Raw genomic sequence first — 18105 nt, forward strand, 5'->3', positions numbered from 1 at the left:
GCTTGACTTAACTATTCATAGGAATTGTTCAGGTTTCTTGTGCATCCCTGTTTTACAGGGTTATTCCATTTTTGTCAATGAACAATATGTTTCAACATTTATTAGCAAAAATTTGCCAAACTACAGACTTTATTACTTTGTTACCTGCCTTTCTGCTGAATTTGGTGTTGGACTCGGATGGCCTTATCTTGGTGTGAAGTATAATTTTTCACAGCGGCTCGGTTCTGAATTGCGGTGGGCAACTGGTGAAGGAATAAATGTTTATGCAGGTAGAGGATATTGGAATTATTATTTGGGTTCCGACGCTGAAGCCCATAGTAGCCAACCCTTCAGTGCCGCCGAGGTTGAAGCCCACAAGGGGCTGAAACCACGGCTACAAGGCACTTCAGGGTTGGTGAAGCGTCGGCTACAATTATTTACCGGGCTTGAAGGTGGCTATATTTCATTTGATACATTAGATATAAAAGGCACTGGTTATGAAGGTGCGGTATTTTTTGGTGGCGAGTATTTTATTTTCAAGAACTTTTCTTTTGCTCTTGATTTTGCACCGACATTTATCGGCTTGAAATCAGATGAATTCAAGATAGATGGCGTGGAATGGGTCGCGAATTTGGCGGTGTATTATTACTTCACACGGAACAGACACGAAACAAGACACGGAACAGACGCGGAAAGAGAACGCGGAACTGACGCAGAACTGAAAGGCGAGATTGTTACGAAAACCGACGCTAAAGTGACCGACTTTGTCGGCACTGAAGCGTCGGCTACGGCTCGCAATGACAGGCAAATGACCGATGTAGAAAAAAGGAAACTTATGTCGGAACATTACAATAAAGCGGGGCAGTTGTATCAGCAGAAAAAATATGAAGAAGCAATAAAAGAATGGCAGGAAGTACTGAAACTTGACCCTGAACACAAATTATCTCAGCAGAAAATAGAAACTGCCAGAAAACATATAAAGTAGTTGCAGGGTAACCCCGCTACTACCAAATAGATATGGCTTGGTTCAATACCAGCCATTTTTTATTTGCAATTTTTTAGATTTTTTGTAAAATAATACTGTTAGACAAAAAACTCTGTTTTCTCTGTGGCTCTGCGGTGAAGGTTTTTATTTTGAATTAGTACATTTGTCCTAATTGAAAAACCAAAAATTACCGACGAGCAAAATTCAAATGTAAGCATTTGCTTACATTTTGTATAGGATTTCCAAAATAAATTAAGATGTTGATAAAAAAAATACAGGAAAAACCAGTTCAATATCTTGTTTCGCAAAATTATCGGCTTACACTGTATTCTTCATCACTTGTGCGAGTTGAGTTTTCTAAAAAAGGGCTTTTTGATGATGAGAATCCGCTGATTTTAGAACCGTCGTTTGGTGAATCAGTATCTCATAAAATCAGACAAACGAAAAAATTTTTTATACTATCAACCGATTATTTTGAACTGAAACTTATGCCTGATGGTCGGCAGTTTGATATAGGGAATCTGTATTTCAGAATTAGAGAAAATAGTTATACTTGGCAGCCGGGAATTATTGATACTCAAAATGTTGGTGGTGCAATGCTGGATTTATACAAATTCCCGGAAGGAAAATATCAGGAACGGTTCACAGACGGGCTTATATCAAAAAACGGCTATTTTGTATTCAGGAACCATTGCGAGTTTTTATGGGATACTACGAAAAATTGGATTAAACGAAAAAGCGACTGGGCAGCACAGGATTGGTATCTGTTCGGATACGGGTCTGACTACAAAAAAGCGTTTTCGGATTTTGTGAAACTTTTTGGCAAAATACCGCTGGTGCCTAAATGGGTATTCGGATACTGGTATTCAAGATGGTATAAGTTCAAAGATACGGATATTCTCGATGTAATAAAAAAATTAAAAGATACCGATATACCAATAGATGTTTTTGTGATAGATACTGACTGGCGTGGTGGGCGGAAGGGGGGGAGCACATGGAACGGTTATGAATGGAACAAAGAACTTTTTCCGAATCCACAAGCGTTTATTCAAGAGTTAAAAAGACAGAATATTCATACCTGCCTCAATGACCATCCCGGCTACGGTCAATCTGACGAATTACCGCAATCCGACACTTACCGAGAAAAAATAAAAGCACGGATTCCTGATATCAACGAATACCGTATCAGATGGTCTGATAAACGATATGTTTATAGTTGGCTGGACGAAATTTTTACAAAATTTCTGAAAGATGGCATTGACTTCTGGTGGGTTGACGGCTGGGGTGCAACCGATATGCTACCTGATTTATCGTCACAGCAGTGGGTTAATAAATGGTATTTTGAATCAGCCAAAAGGACAGGCACTCACAATCGCCCGCTTATACTTTCACGCTGGGGTGGATTGGGCTCGCATAAATATCCAGTTCAATTCTCAGGCGATACACATTCATCATATGATACATTAAAATACCAGATTTCATTCACACATAAAGGCGGGAATATCGGCGCGGCATACTGGTCGCATGATATTGGTGGCTTTTTAGGCGATAGCAGCGGTGACGACCGCGATATACTTGGCGGAAACAATACTCCATCAATCGGCAAAATCAGTGATGAACTTTTTATCCGATGGCTACAATTCGGCTGTTTCGCACCTGTTTTAAGAACGCATTCTTCGGGTGCAAGCCGAAATATATGGGATTATTCTGAGGATATAATTAAGATATTCAGAAAATACTTGAAAATAAGGTATGCATTATTTCCATATTTTTATAGATTAGCACGCGAATGTTACGATACCGGTATGCCGCTGATACGAGGTCTTTATTTAGAATATCCTGACGACGAAAATGCGTATTTGAACGATGACGAATATCTAATCGGGAACTCTATATTAGTTGCACCTGCATATGGTCCTGGTAATGTTTTTGAACGAGAGGTCTATTTCCCGAAAGGCAACTGGATCCCACTTGAATCAGGTAGTAATAGTAGTCGGCAATTAATTGCCGACTACTTAAATCCATTTATCAAAGGACCCTGTAAAAAGAGAATCAAAATTCCGATTGATAAAATCCCGGTTTATATAAAACTGGGATCAATTATTTCTACCTATCCTATAAAACAAAATCTAAGTAACAAACCAACAGAAATTGAATTTAACATATTCCCAGAAATAAGTAGTCGGCAATTAATTGCCGACTACTACGAAGATGACGGTTTAACACAGGAGTATCTTAAAAGACAATTCTTGACACAAAAAATTAGTGTGCTTAAATCCAAAAAAGAAACCAAAATTGAAATATTCCCTGTTGTCGGAAGTTATACAGATTGTCCAAAAGAGATTTCATATAAATTAAATGTTTTTTGGGACAAAAAAAAGCTCAAATCCGTTTTTGTAAATAATGCACAAAAAGAAATCAAGTATACCCAAAAAATATTTTCAGGAACGGTTGTTTCTTTCTTTACATTCTTACAACTTGAACTTGGACATTACAGCCGGGATAAAAAGATTGAAATCATTATAAAATGAACTTAATTTTCAGCCGAACTCCTTACAAAAATTTTACATTTCGTTGACAAAAGTTTAATTATTTTATAATATAATTATAACGATTCTTCGTAATAAACCCGAAGAAAAATGTAAGCAAATGCTTACATTTTAATTTTGCTCGTCGGTAAATTTTGGTTTTTCAATTAGTGCAAATGTACTAAATCAATTTTTTCTTATTGTATTGAGAACTGAATGACTGACCACGAAAGCGCGAAGAACCCTGAAAATGAAGATGCGAATAAAGATACTTTTTGTCATATGTTTTAGTTTTTTAGCCACTTTCCAAAATCTTTTCTGCTGGACACAAATGTATTTAAAAGGTGCTTTTAATTCATGGACAGATGTTACAATGGCAAAGGATTCAAACGCAGAAAGATGGCATTACTGTTTCCAAAATGCAAATCAAACAAACTCTGAATTTATATTCAGCGGAGATAACAATTCATATGGTCCGGGAAATAAGTATGGAGACAATGATGTGCCAACAAATGGTGGCTGGGCGGATATTAATGGAGGTAATAACCTTTCAAATGGTGGAACAATAGTAGCAAATAAACCACATATCATTTCCTTTAGTACTGATGGTTCCGGAACTGATAATACACGATATTGGATTACAGAAATAACAAAGATGGCTCTTGCAGGACAGGGTTTTACTCAACCAGCCATAACATGGATTGGCAGTGACAATGTAAATGATATGATTCAAGATACGGTTAATCCGCATATATGGTATAAAACTGTTAGATTAACAGCAGGGGCACAAATTCAGTTTAAGTTTTATCCTAATGATACCGAGTATGACCCAAATTCAGCCGCATCAGGCGACAACAATGGGTGGTCATTTGGAGACAATGATGGAACTGTAGGTCCCGATATTAATATAGATACTGATTATACTGCTGTTCCTATTGGTACAAGTGCGAATCTAACATATACGCCTACAGAAACAGGCACTTACCAATTCCGAGTGACATTTGGTGCTGGTAATATTACTATAAGAATCTATCGTGCGGATGTTGTTATAAACGAATTGATGTGGCCTGGTGATACAGATGCTGCTGCAAATGAATGGATTGAATTGAGGAATTTAACTGCAAACAATATCTTTATTTATGGGTGGGGATTATCAAAACTGTCAGGAGGCAGTGAAGCACTTTGTTGGCCACCAGCCTCGGTTTCTTATCCTGGTGGATATTCTATTGCTGGTAATGGATATTATTTAATCGCAGATAAAGATGCTACTAATTCAAAACTTGCAATAGAACCAGATGCAATTGCAGGAACAGTATCTGATGATAATGGTACATTTGAATTAGTTAATACCGCACTTCAAATAAAACTGTATGGTGAAACTTGGGGTGCAAACAGTTGCCTTATTGACATTGCAGATGACGGTTCCGGAGCACCTCTGGCAGGGGATAACACAAATCCACCCAGAAAATCAATGGAACGAATCACGGGTGTCTCTGCAGACCCAACTATTCGTAATGGCACATCTGCTTCAGAATGGGTTACAAGTTCAAGTAGTGGAACAGCATATAATTGGGACAATAACACAGACCAGAATTGGGGTACACCGAAACTACCAAACTCGCCCGCTGCTGCCACGCTTCCGTTAATAAACGCTTATCATATACCGGACAGTTTTGAGCCAGACCCGCCTGCTGAAGCAATGCGAACCGGCAAATCTTCCGGCTATAAACAGTCATCTGCAAGAACACCAGCACACGCAATTTATGTTTGTGATACTGTTACTTTATATTTAGCAGAAATACTTGCGGGTGCAACAGGGCTTGCAGAAGTAAAAGTAAGAAAATCGGCTGATTCCTGGACTACCGTGAATATGAGTTATGAGACAGTCGTTGGAACAACCGACTATTACAAAGGCACTTTTTCTACTGCAACTGTCGGCGGCGCTGTCAAAAATAATACCATCCAGTACTATTTCAAACTCTCAGGTATTGCCGGCTATTCAGATACATACATCTATCAAGGTGGCTCATCAAGAGACAAATTAGATGCAGAGTCAAGCCCGTTTTCTTATACGATTGCGAATGCGCCACCAACCGAGCCAAGTAATCCTACTCCAGCCGACGATATTCCAGAAGTTTCACTGGATACCACATATTCTTGGAATGCATCAAATGACCCTGATACAGGTGAAAGTGTAACTGGTTATCGGTTTGAATTCTCATCTACCTCGTTTTCTACACCGATTGTTGCAGAAAATATCGTTGGGAATTCGCATTCCGCAATCGCGGGCTTAACAACAAAAACAACATACTACTGGCGAGTATTTGCATACTCAGATGATGTTGAAGGTTCTACATCCACCTGGTCAAATACGCTTAATGAAGTATTGCATTCCGGGTATTGGATGTTTAATTCCTACGAGCCTTTAACATATCTCTATAGATACGGTCCTGAACGACCCGCGTATAAACGAACAATTTTCAAAACAGGCGAACCTGATAACGATTGGGTATATTTTGTAGATGATTACCAGAAAAATGATAACAATGATAATGATGCATCTTACAGAATCTACAACAACCACTGTGTAAAATTACAGGCAAAGACCAAACGGCTTGCAGGCTCACCCGCCGGGAATACAGAAATAAGATTCTATTACAATATCCACGGATATTACCCGAACTCTAATGTTGATGCTGGCACTGACGACCCGTATCTTACAGGCACTTTTGTTGCACAGGATGGTGATTACGATAAGCATGAGATTATTATTCCTGAAGATATTGGAACTGCTGGTGAATCAGATTATAACTGGAGTGCATCAACTACAGGTTGTGAAATTGGCATAAGAATCGTTGGTAGAGACAAGAATACTTCTATATGGTCTGCAGAGCCGAATTCTATATTCTATTTTATCACCAGATGGCCGGTTACATTAAAAGAAGGCACTACATATTTCGGTGAACGACCTGAAGATGTTCTCTGGCGACCGCTGAAACATATCCCAAAATTGGTTTCACAAGAAGAATCCGCACGGCTGATTGAAGACCCGCAATCAGATTGCTGCTATTTTCAACCTGATATGCCTGGTGAAATTACACCAAGAGTCCAGATGGATACCTATACAGTTGATGCAAATGGTTTTTTAAGTAAGACATCTGATGATAAACCCGACTGCATCTACGGTGAGAACCCGAATATTTTTTTACGGGTTGGCTATGGCGATGCTGAAATAGGTTCTGCTAAATCGTCAGTTGTTTATTCTACTAATTCTACTACCGCCTGGACGAAGGAATACAACCTTGAACGGGTTATGGTCGGGTTTGATCTGAATGATGGATTTGATTATAAAAGTTCAAACTACTGGGGTGGTGGTAGAGGCACACTTGACCCTGCAACAACCGATTATTTCTGGTCGCATTACAATTTTTTAAGGACTTCTGATAATTCTATTTTTGCTAAAGTTTCAAACCAGGGACTTCCTGAAGGCTCGGTTGTAAATTACTATTTCAATCCCGTTGATGGAAGCGATGGCAATCAGTATGTTTTTTTATCCGCTACACCGCCGCAGGTAACGGATGTTGAAGCAACCGCGCAGGGCAGTCCGTTTTCATACAATATCTTGCAGGACGACCGCTCAAGACCTTATATAAAATGGACTGATGGAGATGGTATCTCAGGCACCTACCCTGAATTAAGACCACAGAATCCCAGAGTTACTGAACTTTCGTTTCTGTCACCTGCAACAGTTACCGCGGATATTTACGACGACAAAGATGGATATTATGCATTGCCGGCTGAGAAAGAAAACTTTTCTAATACACTTTCTGTTGGCGAGAATTCAGGACTTTTTTCTGGGAGCGCTTCTGATATTGGTGCGGCTGATTCGTTAGTTCACGATACAAGGGTTTATTATCTAATTAAAGATTATTTAGAACCCGGTGCTACAACAAATGCTGATAGCTACATTAATGATGAGGCTGAAATCCCCAATAATGTTGCTTTAGGTCAAGCACCTGAATACGACCGAAATGATACTAATAGTGATGGCAAGGGTTATGTCCAATTCCAAACTCTTGCAGCAGGTTCAGGTGGCGAATGTTCTGCACAGATTCCATTAAGACCATCTGATGTTAATAAACATCTTTACTATCGGATTTTTGTGTGTAATAATGATTCCGACCCGCAGTATAAATGTACGCCGTCTAGAAATTATATAACTGAACTTAACGAAAATGATGATATCGCTACAAAAAGAAACAACCATGGTGCAATACCTTCTACCTGGACAGACCCGTATTCTGATACTGCGAAAAATTCTGATAAAGACCACGGCTGGGCGATGTATACACGATATGCCGGGCAGATATCAGGTCCGAAAATGATACGAGTCACTGCTACCGCACAGATAGGGAAAACACCTAAATCAATCATCACATATATCAATGCAGAAGGCGGAACAGTCGGCAATATTATCGCAACTGAAATCAAGAAAGGCGTAGAATAAAGGCAGGTTAAAGGGAAAAGGGTAAAGGGAAAAATTAAAGGCTAAAAGTGAAAAGTGAAAAGTGAAAATGAAAAAACTTAATCGCTCAATCGCTCAATCGCTTAATCGCTGCCGTTATGGTTTTACTCTGATAGAAACACTGATTACACTATCGTTGCTTGGAATCATTCTTACTGTTGGAATTATCAAATTTGGCGAGATGGTCCGAAAGACAAAAATAAATACCGCTAAATCGCATATGTATTCACTAAAAAATGCTATCCGCCAACTTGTATCAGATAGAGGTGCTTCTACCGCGTGTATGAGAAGCCTTGGTTACGGAACTGAACAACCAGGGAATTCAACCTATCGCTGGAAACTTGAACTTATAGATGGCTATGATGCAGATGTTTCGTCAGCACCGGGGATTTCAGACCCGCCAGACTGTCCAAGATTAAAAGGCTGGTATGGTCCATATACAAACGAAATCCCGGTTGACCCCTGGAATACCGCATATGAATTCCACGACTATTCTACAGATAATACTAGATTATCAGCAATCGTTTCAATGGGTCCTGACAAGGAAAAAGATATGGACTATACACAGACCTGTAAAAATATCAACCCGCCTGATAAAACCGGCTTCTCTATCGTCTATAAAAACGATAACCCTGCTAACAAAAACAATTTTGATATCGTGTTATGGATGGAATAAATGCAATTAAAAATTAAAAATGAAAAATGAAAAATGGAAAGTCAAAAAATCAATTACTCGTTACTCGTTACCTGTTACTCGTTACGGATTTACACTCATTGAAGTGATGATTGCAGTAGCGGTGCTGGTTATTGCACTGGTGCCGTTGTTAAAATTTCTTACAGATAGTATAAAAACGACACAGTTTTTTGGCGACCAGTCAAAAGCAGATAAACTGGCACAGGAGTTGTTAGAAGAAATTAAAGGCAAAAAATGGGACGAGAATTCACCGCCTGATGGCTCGCCAATAGATTTAGCAAATGCATCAAATATCGGGATTGATAGCGGCGAATCGCTTTCTAATAAACTGACTTTTGACGATATTGACGACTATAATAGTTATCAAGAAACAGTATTATCAAAATTTAGCCGAAAAGTTATTGTTAAATATTATACTATTCCTGATAGCGGTGGCGAAATGCAAACTGCAGGTGATGGATTGGGTTCTGTGAAAACAAATTACAAATGGCTGCAAATAACGGTTTCCTGGCAGGCTGATAATAAACAATGCAAAGTTGCTATTGAATCCATAAGGTCAAACTACCGAAAATAAACGCAGATTACACAGATGAAAAACGCAGATTACGCAGATGAAAAACCTACTCGCTTACTCGCTTACTCGCTTACTCGCTGTCATTCCGGTGTTACCTTGATAGAAGTGCTTGCAGCAATCCTGATTTTATCAATAATATGTATCACGCTTGCCCGATTCTCAAGATATGCATTTGAGACATGGTGGACTTCGTCAACCAAACTGGCAATGCAACAGGAGGGCAGAGAGGTTTTATACTGGCTGAATCAGGATATGAAAGGCGCAAGGTTCTCATCTATTGGAACGATTTTCTTAAATACCGGGTTTGAACAGCCATATTCTAAAAATGAATCACCTGAAAGCTGGGATGCGTTGCCAGACGGGATTACCAGAATCGGGCCTTCAGACCCCGGTGGTGCCAGCAATCCGCAAATCAAATCCGGCTTCTATAGTTGCGCTGTTTCTACTTCAGGTGTTTATTATTCATCGGCATTCTCAACAATTACCGTCGCAGGTAACTACTATTTTACGGGGTTCGTTAAAACATCATCAACCGACACAGTAGCAGAGATGTCTATCTGGAATCAAACATCAGAACTTAAATCGCTCTCTTCTTCTACAACTTATTGGGTGTATAAATCAACAACAATTTTATTTGGTAGCGGTGATATACTGCGAATCCGCCTGAAAAACTCAAAACAGGGACTGGTCTCCTATTTTGATGATGTCTCTTTAATACCACAGAATCTAATTCTGTCAGAATCTTATAGTTCAAATTATTACGGCTGTTTTAAGAACAACCCGGATACAGGAAATATTATAGAATTTGAAACATATATCACAACTGATATCGCAAGTGGCTCGTGGGGTGGCTGGCAGAGATACAGGTTCAGATACGACCCTGTCCAAAAATATCTATACAGAGAATACCGAGTCGGCTCTGATTGGGCAAAAGCACCAGGGCTTAATCCAGTCGCTGAAAATGTGAAATCATTGAATTTATTGCTGGTCGCCGGTTATATAAATATTTCAGTCGAAACGGAGAAAATACTGCCCGGCAGAGGTAATGAAAAAAAATCGTATACTTTACAAACAAGAATCTATCCGATGCTGCCATAAAAGAGCAGGTTAAAGGTTAAAGGTTAAAAGTTAAAATGAAAAAACTATTTGCTATTCGCTATTCGCTATTTGCTGTTTCTAACGGTGCAGCGCTTGTTACTGCGTTAATTTTTCTTGTTTTTCTGAGTGGTATTGGGATTGCACTGGTTGTATGGCTTACCTCCGAGTCAAAACAGGCAACACATAAGAAACTGGTCACCGCGGATTTGTATTTAGCAGAAGCCGGTACAGAAAAAGTAGTTTATCTGTTAAGGTCGTCAACTGCAATAGCAAAACCGTTTCTTGATGATTTGCCAAACGATACAACCACATTTACATACTTTATCCGAGGCACAAGCGTAGTCGTTACTATTGATGATATACCGTAGAAATGCAGGTAAAAGGTTAAAGGTAAAAAGATTTATACCCGACTTCAGTCGGCTGAAAAAAAGAAACCCACTAAAGTGGGGAGCAAAGAAATAAAGGGACGGAGCAAATTATTTTCTCAACCACGGAAGCACGGAATAATTTTTTTGTAGTAGCGAGGTTTCCTCGCTATTTGGTTTTAACGACAGGTTAAAAGTTATTATGACAGCAAGAGTTAGATTTATTTTGGTGATTTTTAGTTCGGTAGTCGCAATTTCAGGGCTTACTTTTTTGCAAAAAAAATGGGAAATATACAGATATAAAAAACGTATCGCTGAAATAGAAGATACTTATAAATCTGCATTTGAATTAAATAAAGAACGAAAATATACACAGGCAAAATTGCGATTTGAGAAAGCACTCGGTCTGTCACCTAATTATATTGATGCGCCTGATGCACATTTTTGTGTCGCACAAATCTATATATTAGAATCTGACTATACATTAGCAATAAGACATTATACAGAAATAATAGAAAAATTCGCTAATTCTAACAAGGCGAATGACTCGCTTTATACAACAGGTATTATCTATAAAAATTTTATCGGTAACCATAAAAAAGCACACCAGATTTTTAAAGAATACTGTAAAAAATATCCAAATGATAAACGAGCAAAAAAATTAAAGAGGTTTATGAAATGAATAACGAAACGCAGATAAACGCAGATAGAAACGCAGATAAACGCAGATTGAATATCTTGATTCTTGTTTCCTGCTTCTTGCTTCTTCTTACTTCCTGTACTAAAAAAACAGTTCTGAAACTTATGGTCTGGGGCACACAGGAAGAAGTAAAAACAGCCCGCTACTATCTGAAAACATTTTATAAGTATAATCCGGAAATCAAAGTAGAAATTATATCAACCAATCCGTTTGAGTTTCACGGCAAATTGTTAGAATTAGAGAATAAAAATGGATATCCTGATGTGTTTTATATCTCACGGGAATGGTTTGAGTTCTTTGTTTCAACAGGGATTTTGTGTGACTTAACCGATTTTATAAAACAAGATAAAGAGTTTGGGTTTGACGATTTTTATGATAATGTAAAAAAATCATTCGCTATTTCTGGCAGATACTACGCAATCCCGAAGGACTTTACACCGCTTATTTTGTACTATAACCAAAACATATTTGATGACTGTAAAGTAAAATACCCAACTGAAAACTGGAACTGGGCTGAGTTCTTGGAGACTGCAAAAAAAACAACCAGCAACGACCACTACGGCTTTGTGTTTGAGTTCTGGCTTGGGCAGTATGCTCCATGGTTATGGAATGCCAGCGGTGATTTCTTTGACCGAAAAGGCAACTGGAATTTGTACAGTAAAGAAAATATAAAAGCGCTGGATTTTTTACAGGATATGGTGTATAAATATAAAACGAGTCCTTCACCGAAAGTATTACAGAAAAAGTCAGCCACCCAACTTTTTATAGAGGGCAGAGCGGCGACTTTTTCTTCAGGCAGATGGTCCTGCTTAGATTTCAAGAATATCAAAAGTTTTAAGTGGAATGTTTGTTCATTGCCAAAATATAAAAACAAAACTACAGTCCTGCTCGCAGTCGGCTACGGAATAAACCAGAAATCAAAACATAAAGAAGATGCCTGGAAACTGGTCAGGTTTCTAACAGGAGCCGGCGGCGAAATTTTGGTTGCACAACAAGGACAGGCAATCCCAGCCCGACGGAGTATCGCACAATCGCCATATTTTATAAATTCACTTCCTGGTATTGATAATTATGTGTTTCTGAAAGCGATTGAAAACGGAAAATTTACACCAACATCAGCCAACTGGCCTGAAATAATAAAAATCATGGATAAACATTTGAACAGTATTTTTACAGAACAAATACCGCCTCAAAAAGCACTCTCTACCCTTCATAGCGAATTAGAAAAGCATGAAAAAAACTGAATAAAAAAAAATTTGCAAAATCAAAAAAGCACTTGACAAACTGCACATTTTATATTATACTTTTACCAGAGGTTGAAGAAAATGTTTGATAATGTTGTCATTGTGAGCGAAGCGAAACAATCTCATACTGTCATTCCCCTTTTCTCAAAAGTGGTGTCCCGCAGGGACGGGGTATTCATTCCCGAATGTTCCCCGATAGTGAATTTCGGGGACAGGCTCTATCGGGAATCCATAGATGTCGCCCCTGTGAATAACCCCAAAATTTTCGGGTGGGTAGGTGGGGTAAAAACCAGAAGTAAGAAGCAGGAAATAAGAAGTCAGAATTTTGTAGTGGCACGCTCGTGGCGTGCTTTTTACTCCCCACTTTAGTGGGTATTGTTTATTCCGATTGTAGATGAGTAGGATTCTACGACGCTTTAGCGTCGGTTTAAGGACTTAAGTCCAAATATCCCAACTAAAGTTGGGTAGAAATCTTTTAATTTTTAATTTTTAATTGCCGTCAAAAAGGGGTGATAAGAAAATGGGCAAACTTACAGAATCGGGTGAACGCGAATTCACGCGTCGGGTAATCAGTATCTTAAAAGAGACAAAAGATGAATTCAAGGGTACTGATTTAAATATTGACAGACGGGTAAAGGAGTTAGAAACGCTTGCAGCAGACGCTGATAAAGCGGAGGCAGCGCAGATAAAGGCGCAGGCGACAGCGAGACAGGCGACAAAGGTATCAATTGAGAAAAGGAAAGCGGCGTATAACAAGGCGTCTGCAACGATTGATGCGATTTCAGGTGCGTTAGGTAAAACACACGCACTCACAAAACGGTTAAAAAACCTGCGTGATGAGATGGCATTAGAGGCGTTGCGTGGCAAAAAGGCAGGGACGAGCAACAAGTAATGGGGATAATGAAAAGTAACCCCAGTAGCCTACCCCTTAAGGGGTAGGCTACTGCTGATGTGATGATGACAAGTTCCTATGGGATGATGACGAGGACCTATGGGATGATGAAAAGTACATTGGGGATGATGGCAAGTACATTGGTACTCAAGCCGAGTACACAGGGGATTATGAAGAGTTCCTAGGGGATGATGACGAGTACCTAGGGGATGATAAAAAGTACCTTGGTACTCAAGGCAAGTACCTTGGTACACGGGACAATCCCCAATGCACTTTTGTCAAGTCCTTTAAAATAGTTCATTGTAGTGCGATTTTATATGAAAAGAATCAGAACCGTCTCAATTATTGGAATTTTTATATTTTTATTTTCTACCTGTCTTTTGGCTGATGCCTGGGACCCAACAGATGATATAGCGGTTAATGGAACGGTCATTACTCCTACAACAGTAGAACAATCACATGGTCCACATGACTTATCTGCTACTGATACAACTGATTGGTTTAGGATAGATATGATTGCTGGAACTACATATTATTTTAATACTGTTGGTGGTTCCGGCGATAATTATGGTGAACTTTACAGCGACTCCGGCGGTACAAATCGTGTAGCATATAATGACGATAGCGGTGGAAATCTGCAATTCGCCTTTTCATATCAAGCTGCTAATACCCAGACATATTATTTGAAAATAAGAACATATTCTGTTGGTGGAAGTTGGTCTGGCTCGCTTAACTATAAGTACGGTAACACCGCGCCGATACTTTCATGGACCGGTGAGGCAAATTATACATCAGATGGGCTTGACCCTGAAACAGGCAATACATCAACAAACTTTACTTATCGTGTAACTTATACAGATGCGGATAATGATGTGCCTCTCAGCGGGACTCCAAAAGTGCATATCAAAAAAGGCGGCTCTGAAATTTCAGGTAGTCCGTTTACGATGACATACATTTCAGGAAATTACAACACCGGTGCGATTTACAAAAGCGAGGTGAACCTCGCTACTACAGGAACTGATTACACATACTATTTTGAAGCACAGGATTCAAAAGGTGCTTCTGCAACAGGGCTACCGACAAACCCGATAGATGCGCCTGATGTTTATGCTGCTGTTCCTGCGGGCTTCACTGGTGATTTTTCACAGGCAGGTGGTAGCGTGTATGATGGTGGAAGTGATGACTATGGCTATGGTGTAGCAGTAGATACAATTTCTGTTGGTGGACCTTACATTTATGTTGTAGGCCCTTCTTCAAATGGTGTCAATGACTTTGATTATTTCACAATAAAATATAATGCTTCCGGTGTAATGCTTGCTTCTGCAACATTTAATAGTGGCTGGGAGGAGGTGGCTACAGATGTAGTAATAGATAATTCAGGTAATGTATATATTACTGGTTGGTCGCATAACGGCATAGTTGGGAACTGTCTCACAATCAAATACAATAGTAATTTGGTGTTTCAGTCGTCGGCTTGTATTGGAACCGGTGGATGGGCTATCGGCACAGGTGTAGTTGTAGATAATTCAGGAAATGTTTTTGTTATATGTATTTCATACAATTTCCCAAATGACGATATTGTAACAATAAAATATAACAATAATTTAGTGTTTCAATCCTCTGTTACATTTAATAATAGTTACCGTGAAACAGGGAATGGTATTACAACAGATAATTTGGGAAATGTATATGTTACATGTATCTCGTCAAATGGCGCAACTGAAGATATTGCCATAGTGAAATATAACTCTAACTTAGTTTTCCAGTCATCAATCGCATTTAATGGTGGTTATAATGACGGAGGTAGTGATATTATTGTGGATAATACGGGCAATATTTATGTTACAGGGAATTCATTTTATACTGATGACCGAACTATTACAATAAAATATGATTCCAACATGGTATTTCAGTCCTCGGCTGTGTTTAATCTATTGGGGTATTGGGGCAGTGGAATAGCGTTGGATAATACTGGTAATGTTTATGTTACATCATATGCAGAACCTAAAGGTCAAGGCGTTAATTATTGCCTAATAAAATACAATTCTAATCTGGTATTTCAATCATCAGCAACATTTGATAGTGGTAGTGGTAATGATGATTGTAGTACTGATATAGCAATAGACAATTCAGGCAATGTTTATGTTACGGGTTGGTCAAATAACGGCGTAAATGATGACATTCGCACAATAAGGTATACCTCATCTTTAACACCGCCTAACAATGCACCTACAATATCATCCCTTACGGCAAACCCGACAAGTGTTTCTACAGGTGCGGTTTCTGTGATTACTTGTTCTGCATCAGACCCTGATGGCGATACATTGAGTTATGCGTGGAGTTCTGCGAGTGGCACGATTTCTGGTAGTGGCTATCAAGTCAACTGGACTGCGCCATCATCTTCAGGCACCTATACAATCACTGCTACTGTTTCTGATGGCAAAGGCGGTAGTGCTTCAAAAAGTGTAAACATAACTGTAACTGCTGCACAATCAGGTGTTAGTGTTTCCACTTACTACATCAAGGGCTATGTGAAGAATAGTAATGGCACAGGGATTGCGAATGTGACAATGAGTTTAACAGGCGCAACTGTAAAATCTGCGGCTACAAGTTCAACAGGGTATTATGAATTTCTGAATTTAGCCGGTAAGAAAAGTTATACAATAACACCTAAAAAAGAAAACTGGAGTTTTAGCCCGTCAAATTATACTATTCTGCTTACTGCAAATACAGAACAGAATTTTACCGGTATATATCTTTTAGTTGATAGCCCTGTAAATATAGATATTCCATTAGGCGAAAACGATAAGCCAGTAACAATAGAAATGCCAAAACCAAATGATGCAAAAATAGTAGTTGAAGAGCATTCTGAAAAACCTAAAGAGCAGCGCGGTACTGTTAATCCTGATAAGAATGAAGAAGTTGGGATTGTATTCAAGCCGGACAAAAAACCGGAAGAGTATATCGGGCAGAAATTTACTATACGGATATTTAATTTAGTTGGTGAACTTATAGAAGAGTTCACAAAAATACCACAGACTGCAGATGATACATGGATGAAATGGCTACCGAAAGATATTGCGTCTGGTATTTATATTGTTCAGGTTAATGGACCCGGTGTAAAGGTTCACAAGAAGGTAGCAATATTGAGGTAAGAAAGACAGACGATAGACGTTAGTAGTAGCCGTCTACTCTCTCGTGTCTGATTTATTGGTGGTGTGTGATGTTTAGAAAAATTTTATCTGTGTTTATCTGTGCCCTCTGTGGTTTTTCTCTGTGTCCTCTGTGGTCTCATTACGGAAAAAGTGGCTGGATTATATTTCGTAAGTTGCAATCACCAAAACCAAAATCAATAACAGCGGTATGCGCAGTACGAGGTGATTTATCCGGTGTGCTTTACAACCCTGCTACAGTTGCATCAGCTGAGCAAAAAGAAGTGTTTATATTAGGCGAAACAGGGCTTGCAAAAGATAGTGTTGCAGGACTAATTTATGCACAGCCGTTAAAATCGCAGACACTAGCAGCTGGTATAATGTCGTATAATGCTGGTAAAATGACACTTTACTGGATAGAAAACGGGCTGGAGAAAGAGAAAGAAGTTATAGCACAGCGTGATTTACTCGGATTTATATCATATGCACGGCAATTTACAGCAAAACTTCATATTGGTACTACATTAAAATTTGCAAATAGTAATATCGCAGAAGTAAAATCGGCATCCGCAATTGGCAGCGATTTCGGGCTGTTGTATCTAGCACATATTAACGGATTATCTTTATCTGTAGCGGTTCAGAATATAGGGCTTTCAACAAAATTTATAGAAAAAAAAGAAAAACTACCTGTAAGTATATCATTTGGTAGCGGATATACGAGCAAACTGACTCAGAAATCTTATTTAAGTTTCGGGTTTGAAGTTCCATATATTGTAAAAGATGAACATCTGATACCCGGTGTTGGACTTGAGTATGGTATTTCAGTATTCTCCATAAATTCAGGATACAGGTTTATTAAAAACGGTGATGCGGTTTTTCAGGCAGGGTTTGGAATAATGCTTGCAGATAAACTTGAGTTTGGTTATTCTTTTCTACCTGCAACATATTTATCTGATACACACAGAGTTAACGTTGGCTACCGATTCGGAGAAGCACACGGAACCGACGCGGAAATAGAACGCGAAACTGACGCGGAAATAGAACGCGAAACTGACGCGGAAATAGAACGCGAAACTGATGCAGAACCTAAAGGCGAGATTGCTTCGCCTACGGCTCGCAATGACAAGCAATTAACGAATCGGAAAAAAAAGAACCTGATGACGGAACATTTTAATAAAGCGACTCAATTATATCAGAAAAAAAAATATGAGGAAGCAATCGCCGAGTGGGAAGCGGTCTTGAAACTTGACCCGCAACACAAGATATCCCAACATAAAATAGAAACTGCAAAAAAGCAATTGAACTTAAAAAAATAAAATTGAGTTTTCATTCAAATTACAGAAATGCCTCTGATTATTTCGGAGTCATT

At 38.9% G+C, this 18105-nt stretch carries 12 protein-coding genes; all 12 read left to right on the plus strand.

Going from position 1 to position 18105, the window contains the following annotated elements; genetic code table 11:
- Positions 1–964 (plus strand): tetratricopeptide repeat protein (locus AB1349_00470; GenBank protein MEW6555810.1); only part of this gene is annotated, 964 nt, incomplete at its 5' end.
- Positions 965–1221: 257 nt separating this feature from the next.
- Positions 1222–3495 (plus strand): TIM-barrel domain-containing protein, encoded by a 2274-nt coding sequence (locus AB1349_00475; GenBank protein MEW6555811.1) that lies wholly within the window; start codon positions 1222–1224, stop codon positions 3493–3495.
- 328 nt (positions 3496–3823) lie between these two features.
- Complete coding sequence (locus tag AB1349_00480; GenBank protein MEW6555812.1) at positions 3824–7999, plus strand: hypothetical protein; 4176 nt, start codon at positions 3824–3826, stop codon at positions 7997–7999.
- 67 nt (positions 8000–8066) lie between these two features.
- Positions 8067–8693, plus strand: a complete 627-nt coding sequence (locus AB1349_00485) for a type II secretion system protein GspG (protein ID MEW6555813.1) — start codon at positions 8067–8069, stop codon at positions 8691–8693.
- 19 nt (positions 8694–8712) lie between these two features.
- A complete protein-coding gene (locus AB1349_00490; protein ID MEW6555814.1) occupies positions 8713–9285 on the plus strand; it encodes a prepilin-type N-terminal cleavage/methylation domain-containing protein in 573 nt (190 codons plus the stop codon).
- A 15-nt stretch (positions 9286–9300) separates the two neighbouring features.
- Positions 9301–10383 carry a prepilin-type N-terminal cleavage/methylation domain-containing protein gene (locus tag AB1349_00495; protein ID MEW6555815.1) on the plus strand — a complete coding sequence of 361 codons (1083 nt, stop codon included), beginning with the start codon at positions 9301–9303 and terminating at the stop codon, positions 10381–10383.
- Positions 10384–10418: 35 nt separating this feature from the next.
- Positions 10419–10751 (plus strand): hypothetical protein, encoded by a 333-nt coding sequence (locus tag AB1349_00500; protein ID MEW6555816.1) that lies wholly within the window; start codon positions 10419–10421, stop codon positions 10749–10751.
- A 199-nt stretch (positions 10752–10950) separates the two neighbouring features.
- Positions 10951–11430, plus strand: coding sequence for a tetratricopeptide repeat protein (locus AB1349_00505; GenBank protein MEW6555817.1), 480 nt, complete (start codon positions 10951–10953; stop codon positions 11428–11430).
- Complete coding sequence (locus AB1349_00510; GenBank protein ID MEW6555818.1) at positions 11427–12692, plus strand: sugar ABC transporter substrate-binding protein; 1266 nt, start codon at positions 11427–11429, stop codon at positions 12690–12692. Before AB1349_00505 ends, AB1349_00510 begins: the two co-directional genes overlap by 4 nt.
- 520 nt (positions 12693–13212) lie before the next feature.
- Entirely contained in the window at positions 13213–13584 is a 372-nt protein-coding gene (locus AB1349_00515; protein MEW6555819.1) for a hypothetical protein, read from the plus strand.
- 317 nt (positions 13585–13901) lie between these two features.
- Entirely contained in the window at positions 13902–16739 is a 2838-nt protein-coding gene (locus tag AB1349_00520; protein ID MEW6555820.1) for an SBBP repeat-containing protein, read from the plus strand.
- Between the two features lie 68 nt (positions 16740–16807).
- Positions 16808–18052: a hypothetical protein gene (locus AB1349_00525; GenBank protein ID MEW6555821.1), complete on the plus strand. Its 1245-nt coding sequence runs from the start codon at positions 16808–16810 to the stop codon at positions 18050–18052.
- Positions 18053–18105 lie beyond the last annotated feature (53 nt).

The sequence above is a fragment of the Elusimicrobiota bacterium genome, from assembly GCA_040757695.1.
GTDB lineage: Bacteria > Elusimicrobiota > UBA8919 > UBA8919 > UBA8919 > JBFLWK01.

Excerpts from the sequence above, each read along its gene's own strand:
- AB1349_00515 (MEW6555819.1), top strand. The coding sequence starts at position 13,213 with ATGGGCAAACTTACAGAATCGGGTGAACGCGAATTCACGCGTCGGGTA.
- AB1349_00490 (MEW6555814.1), top strand. The coding sequence starts at position 8,713 with ATGAAAAATGAAAAATGGAAAGTCAAAAAATCAATTACTCGTTACTCG.
- AB1349_00475 (MEW6555811.1), top strand. The coding sequence starts at position 1,222 with ATGTTGATAAAAAAAATACAGGAAAAACCAGTTCAATATCTTGTTTCG.
- AB1349_00485 (MEW6555813.1), top strand. The coding sequence starts at position 8,067 with ATGAAAAAACTTAATCGCTCAATCGCTCAATCGCTTAATCGCTGCCGT.
- AB1349_00480 (MEW6555812.1), top strand. The coding sequence starts at position 3,824 with ATGTATTTAAAAGGTGCTTTTAATTCATGGACAGATGTTACAATGGCA.
- AB1349_00510 (MEW6555818.1), top strand. The coding sequence starts at position 11,427 with ATGAATAACGAAACGCAGATAAACGCAGATAGAAACGCAGATAAACGC.
- AB1349_00505 (MEW6555817.1), top strand. The coding sequence starts at position 10,951 with ATGACAGCAAGAGTTAGATTTATTTTGGTGATTTTTAGTTCGGTAGTC.
- AB1349_00525 (MEW6555821.1), top strand. The coding sequence starts at position 16,808 with ATGTTTAGAAAAATTTTATCTGTGTTTATCTGTGCCCTCTGTGGTTTT.
- AB1349_00500 (MEW6555816.1), top strand. The coding sequence starts at position 10,419 with ATGAAAAAACTATTTGCTATTCGCTATTCGCTATTTGCTGTTTCTAAC.
- AB1349_00520 (MEW6555820.1), top strand. The coding sequence starts at position 13,902 with ATGAAAAGAATCAGAACCGTCTCAATTATTGGAATTTTTATATTTTTA.
- AB1349_00495 (MEW6555815.1), top strand. The coding sequence starts at position 9,301 with ATGAAAAACGCAGATTACGCAGATGAAAAACCTACTCGCTTACTCGCT.